Origin of the sequence: Bacillus sp. SH7-1, from assembly GCF_008042405.1 — a bacterium.
Lineage (GTDB): Bacteria > Bacillota > Bacilli > Bacillales > Bacillaceae_G > Bacillus_A > Bacillus_A thuringiensis_N.
This window is the reverse complement of the sequence record NZ_QNUD01000075.1, coordinates 1-5,278: the sequence shown is the minus strand read 5'-3', so window position 1 is coordinate 5,278 and position 5,278 is coordinate 1. Positions and strand designations below refer to the sequence as shown.

Sequence of the window (5,278 nt, the reverse complement as noted above, 5' to 3'; positions counted from 1 at the left end):
CATGACAGTATACTGTCATGCTTTTTTATTGGAATTTGCTTGTAATAAAAATAATGCAAGACCAATAAAAATAACTGTAATACCTATTCCTTGTTGTAAAGAAATGATCTCACTTAAAATAAAGTACGCTAGTATACAAGTTCCAATCGTTTCTCCTAAAATGCTCATAGAGATTACAGTAGCACTCATCCATTTTAATAACCAATTAAAAATTGTTTGTCCTAAAATCGTTGCAATAAACGCTAATCCAATAAAGCACATCCAAGTTTGTGTAGAGTAGTGGATGAAAGATTCGTGTTGCAAGTAAGCAAATATACCAAGAAAACAGGCACTACTTCCATAACTAATTACCGAATACGGTATAAGTGATAAATCTTTACGAACATGTTGACTAATGAAAAAATAACCGGTAATAATTCCTGCCGCAATAAATGCTAAAATATCCCCGTATAATGCTTCTCCGCTAATTTGAAAGTCTTGCCATCCAATGACGATACTTCCTGAAATAGCGATGAGGCAACCAATAACCGCTCCTTTCGTAAACCTCTCCTTGAATAAAAAATAACCACCAATCATTGAGAATAAAGGTTGTAATGTTACGATAACTGTGGAACTTGCTACAGAAGTATAGTGTAACGATTCAAACCATAGTACATAATGTGCAGCTAAAAATAGTCCAGAAATGAATCCGAATCTCCATTGTTTTTTCGTTAATGTTTTTAGTTCGTATCGATTGTTTTTATTAAATAGTAATAATGGTAACAAAATTAATGCAGCAAAAAATAATCGATAAAAAGCAATAATAGCTGCAGGAGCATCAGCCAATTTTACAAAAATCGCTGAAGTTGATAGGGCGAATACGCCGAAAAATAAGATGCAATATGAAAGAATAGGTGATTTCAAAGTTTGTCCCTCCGATAAATTGTCTATTATAATAAACTAAATACGATATAATTTACAAAGGTAAGTATATAAGTCTTGTGGGCGATAGGAAAGGATTATTTGCTTTTGTTTAGTAAGTCAGCACAAAGACAACGAAAGATGCAATATGATGGACGAAAGGAAGTTTTTACTATGATACATGATAGACTCGGACAAACTGTATTAAGTTATCGTAAGAAAAATAAGATGACAATTCGTGAATTTGCTGATTATGCAGGGATTAGTACGTCACTAATTAGCCAAATTGAAAGGGGACATGCGAATCCTTCGTTAAGTGTATTGGAATTAATAGCGAAAGCATTAAATGTCCCACTATTTACACTGTTTATTAATGAGATTGATACAGATTCACTCATTTCTAAGAAGAAAGATAGAAAGAAAGTATATCGAGAAAATAGCGATCACATAGTATACGATGTATTAACACCTGATTTTATGAAAGCACGTATTGAAATGTTAATGATGGACTTAAATAAACAAGCAAACACAACGGAAAGTCACTATTCACATGAAGATAAAGAAGAAATTGCTGTTGTCATGAAAGGAGAAGTGTATGTGGAGTTAGAAGGAAAAGAATATTTCTTAGAAGAAGGGGATGTTGTACGTATCCCACCAAATGTGAAGCATCGCTTTTTGAATAAAAGTGATGAATTGAATCACATTTTATTCGTATTGACGCCGTCTATAGGATGAGTATAAAGCGATTTTTATTACGGGGGATAAATAGATGGAAAATAAAACTGTTTTAAAAGGTGGCCTTTCAATTATTTCTCAATGTAAAAAAGAAACAAATGATATTTGGCATGCACATTTCGGAACAGCTGCAATTGCTAGTTATTTTTTCATAAAAGATAACAATGTAGAAGAAGAAATACTTCGTAGTATGTATTCTCAAACAAAAATGATGCTGAACAAGCAAAACTTAAGTGGAATTATCGAAAATAAAGAAGAAATTGATTTTCAAAGTGCTGAAAAAATGATTATTAAATCATTGGAACATACAATTGATGAACTTCATTGGGTAGGGCATAATGTGATTTATGCTGCATTAAGTTTATTAGCTATGAAAGAGTTACAAAAATGGGGCGATAATCAAGCAATTGAAGGGATTGCTAATCTTATATTATCGTTTCAAAAAACAATTCCTGGTAGATCGTGGATTGGTTTTACGACAAAGGAAGTAAAGCAATTAAGTATACGAAATGAGATAGAAGGTGAATTGAGAAATCCAAAACAATTATCAAAGTTTGTTTTAAAGGAGCTATCGCAATTTAATATTATTTATAGAGCGGAATCGCATCATGATTTAATTGGACATTTACTTACTTTTTCTCATGCAATTAATATTATGTATGACTTAGGGCACAGAGATATATTCTATCGAGCGATACGTCCACTGTTAAAACTAGTTTACGTGTTACGTGCTAGTCAAAATCTTACGTCGAATAGTGAAATAAACTTGGACTCACCGATAGATTCTTTACCTTTAATCGAATCTAAACGTGCTCATGTATTACCAACAGAAAATCAATTTTGGCTAAGAGACTATAGTGCGTCTGATTGGGACTTCGGACATGTCTTTAAATTCTCATTTAGCTATTTTGATCATATTAAGAGGGCTCCAAAATATAAAGATATAACTTTAGAGAAATTCCGATTTGTTATGAATACGTAATGGAGTCTAATGATCTGTATTAAGGTGCTAAAATATAAATTTCTTTGTTGCTAGTATATTATTTAAAAATATGCAAGATTTTACATACGTATTTCACTTTTACTAATTATGTAAATAGGATATACTAAAATACATACATTTTATTATTGGAGAGAGAAGTAAAACGACATGGAATTAGTGAAATTGGAAAAGGTAATTGAAATAAAGAAAGAAGAACTTTTATATTTAGTATCAGATTATGGAATTCAACATGAAAAAGTATTGGCTTTAAGTCAAGAAATAGACAAATTGATTAATTACTTTATGTTTTTAAAATAGGAAGAACTATGACATGGTGTGAATGTGTAATAGTTCTTTTTTATTTGGAAATTCCGATGTAAATTCTATATACTAATAATTAATAGAATATTCTGTTTTAAAGGTGGGGAAATATGATATTATATACGCACATTTCAGGTGAAGGGGAACCAATCGTACTTTTACATTCTGGTGGTATGACAGGTTTAGTAGAATATGAAGAGCAGGTAGCATTTTTTCGAGAACAAAATTATCAAGTCATTCGCCCTGATTTAAGAGGGCATGGAAAATCAGGAGGAGCATTGGAGAATTATTTCCTACGTTCTGTAAGGGATTTACATAATACGTTAGAGCATTTACAAATTGATAGATGTCATATAGCTGGTGTTTCACTAGGAGGATTAGTTGCTTTATTATTTGCCAAAAAGTATCCAGAAAAGGTGAGAACATTAACTTTGTCAGGTATCTTTCCGCTTAAGAGAGAAAATTGGGAGGAGTCACAGGAGTATGAAGCGAGGGACCATCAGCAATTGATGGAAAATGAAGAATTTGTAACTTATATGAATCAGATTCATGAAAAAAGTGATTGGAAAGCATTGCTTGAATCGTGGCAAGTTAAGGATTGGTACCCATTCGATGAAACTGGTGATGTAGCTAGCCTTCAAGTACCTACACTTTGTATTGCTGGGGGAGATTCAGAAGATGAAGTTACAGCTGCTACAACGTTCAAACAATTAAACGATAATATTCATATTGCTGTTATTCCTTTTGCTGGTCATTTAGTACATAATGATCAACCGGGAATATATTCGAATATAATGTCTAATTTCTTACAGAATGCGCAAGCTGCTAGTCGAATATAAGGACTTTTGGGTATAATAATAAAGGAATTATTAATTGTATCGGTTAGGAGCGCAGCACATATGAAAACAGTTGTTGTTATTGGTGGAGGTATAACGGGACTTTCTACTATGTTTTATTTAGAAAAATTAAAAAAGGATAATAATATTGATTTAAATTTAATCCTTGTAGAAAAAGAAAAGTACTTAGGTGGTAAAATCCATAGTGTAGAAGAAAAGGATTTTATTATGGAATCAGGAGCAGATTCTATCGTTGCTCGTAATGAGCATGTTATGCCTCTAATAAAAGATTTAAATTTAGAAGAAGAAATGGTATATAACGAAACGGGTATTTCTTACATATATTCTGATAATGCTTTACATCCAATTCCTTCTGACACTATATTTGGGATACCGATGAGTGCCCGATCGTTGTTTAGTAGTACGCTAGTATCAACGAAAGGAAAAATTGTTGCTTTAAAAGATTACATAACGAAAAATAAAGAGTTTACGAAAGATACACCACTTGCTGTATTTTTAGAGAGCTTCTTAGGGAAAGAGTTAGTGGAAAGACAAATTGCACCTGTACTCTCAGGTGTATATTCTGGTAAATTGAATGAGCTTACGATGGCATCTACATTACCGTATTTACTGGAGTATAAAAATAAGTATGGAAGTATTATTAAAGGTTTTGAAGAGAATAAAAAACAATTTCAATCAGCAGGAAATAAAAAGTTTGTATCATTCAAAAATGGACTATCTACGATTATTGATCGTTTAGAAGAAGTACTGCCTGAGACGGTTGTTAAGAAAGGTGCTGTAACGACGGCTGTAAGTAAAAAAGGTGATCGCTATGAAATTTCCTTTGCAAATCACGATTCAATCCAAGCTGATTATGTTGTTTTAGCAACTCCGCATGATATCGCCCAAACTTTATTACAGTCTAATGAGTTAAACGAGCAGTTTCATACATTTAAAAACTCATCTCTTATAAGTATTTACTTAGGATTTGACATACTAGATGAACAATTACCGGCGGACGGTACAGGATTTATCGTAACGGAAAACATTGATTTACATTGTGACGCTTGTACATGGACAAGCCGAAAGTGGAAACATACATCTGGAAAACAAAAGCTATTAGTGAGAATGTTTTATAAGAGTACCAATCCAGTATATGAAACGATTAAAAATTATAGTGAAGAAGAATTAGTACGAGTCGCTTTATATGATATTGAAAAGAGTCTCGGAATTAAAGGTGAACCAGAAGTAGTTGAAGTTACAAATTGGAAAGATTTAATGCCGAAATATCATTTAGAACATAATCAAGCAGTTCAAACATTACAAGAAAAAATGACTGATCTTTATCCGAATGTATACTTAGCTGGCGCTTCCTATTTCGGTGTCGGAATTGGTGCGTGTATTGGAAATGGAAAGAACACTGCAAATGAAATAATTGCAACATTAAATGAACCGTCAAATTAATCATACATAAATAAATAAATAAATAAATAAAATGTCCCTC

6 protein-coding genes are annotated in these 5,278 nt (G+C 32.2%); 5 read left to right on the top strand and 1 reads right to left on the bottom strand.

Going from position 1 to position 5,278, the window contains the following annotated elements; all coding sequences use genetic code 11:
• Nucleotides 1–15 precede the first annotated feature (15 nt).
• Nucleotides 16–903 (bottom strand): DMT family transporter, encoded by an 888-nt coding sequence (locus DN390_RS30450; RefSeq protein ID WP_098608286.1) that lies wholly within the window; start codon nt 901–903, stop codon nt 16–18.
• A 171-nt stretch (nt 904–1,074) separates the two neighbouring features.
• On the opposite strand from DN390_RS30450, the gene DN390_RS30445 reads away from it, so the two are divergent.
• The 5 genes from DN390_RS30445 to DN390_RS30425 all read left to right on the top strand — a co-directional run bounded on the left by DN390_RS30445 (nt 1,075) and on the right by DN390_RS30425 (nt 5,238).
• Nucleotides 1,075–1,635: a helix-turn-helix domain-containing protein gene (locus DN390_RS30445; protein WP_098608287.1), complete on the top strand. Its 561-nt coding sequence runs from the start codon at nt 1,075–1,077 to the stop codon at nt 1,633–1,635.
• 34 nt (nt 1,636–1,669) lie between these two features.
• Complete coding sequence (locus DN390_RS30440) at nt 1,670–2,617, top strand: hypothetical protein (protein ID WP_147809356.1); 948 nt, start codon at nt 1,670–1,672, stop codon at nt 2,615–2,617.
• Nucleotides 2,618–2,785: 168 nt separating this feature from the next.
• Nucleotides 2,786–2,935 (top strand): aspartyl-phosphate phosphatase Spo0E family protein, encoded by a 150-nt coding sequence (locus DN390_RS30435; RefSeq protein ID WP_000424361.1) that lies wholly within the window; start codon nt 2,786–2,788, stop codon nt 2,933–2,935.
• A gap of 113 nt (nt 2,936–3,048) precedes the next feature.
• Nucleotides 3,049–3,777 (top strand): alpha/beta fold hydrolase, encoded by a 729-nt coding sequence (locus DN390_RS30430; RefSeq protein WP_147809355.1) that lies wholly within the window; start codon nt 3,049–3,051, stop codon nt 3,775–3,777.
• A 60-nt stretch (nt 3,778–3,837) separates the two neighbouring features.
• Entirely contained in the window at nt 3,838–5,238 is a 1,401-nt protein-coding gene (locus DN390_RS30425; protein WP_147809354.1) for a protoporphyrinogen oxidase, read from the top strand.
• Nucleotides 5,239–5,278: the final 40 nt, after the last annotated feature.

Coding starts and splice junctions, on each gene's coding strand:
- DN390_RS30445 (WP_098608287.1), top strand. CDS start 1,075: ATGATACATGATAGACTCGGACAAACTGTATTAAGTTATCGTAAGAAA.
- DN390_RS30440 (WP_147809356.1), top strand. CDS start 1,670: ATGGAAAATAAAACTGTTTTAAAAGGTGGCCTTTCAATTATTTCTCAA.
- DN390_RS30435 (WP_000424361.1), top strand. CDS start 2,786: ATGGAATTAGTGAAATTGGAAAAGGTAATTGAAATAAAGAAAGAAGAA.
- DN390_RS30430 (WP_147809355.1), top strand. CDS start 3,049: ATGATATTATATACGCACATTTCAGGTGAAGGGGAACCAATCGTACTT.
- DN390_RS30425 (WP_147809354.1), top strand. CDS start 3,838: ATGAAAACAGTTGTTGTTATTGGTGGAGGTATAACGGGACTTTCTACT.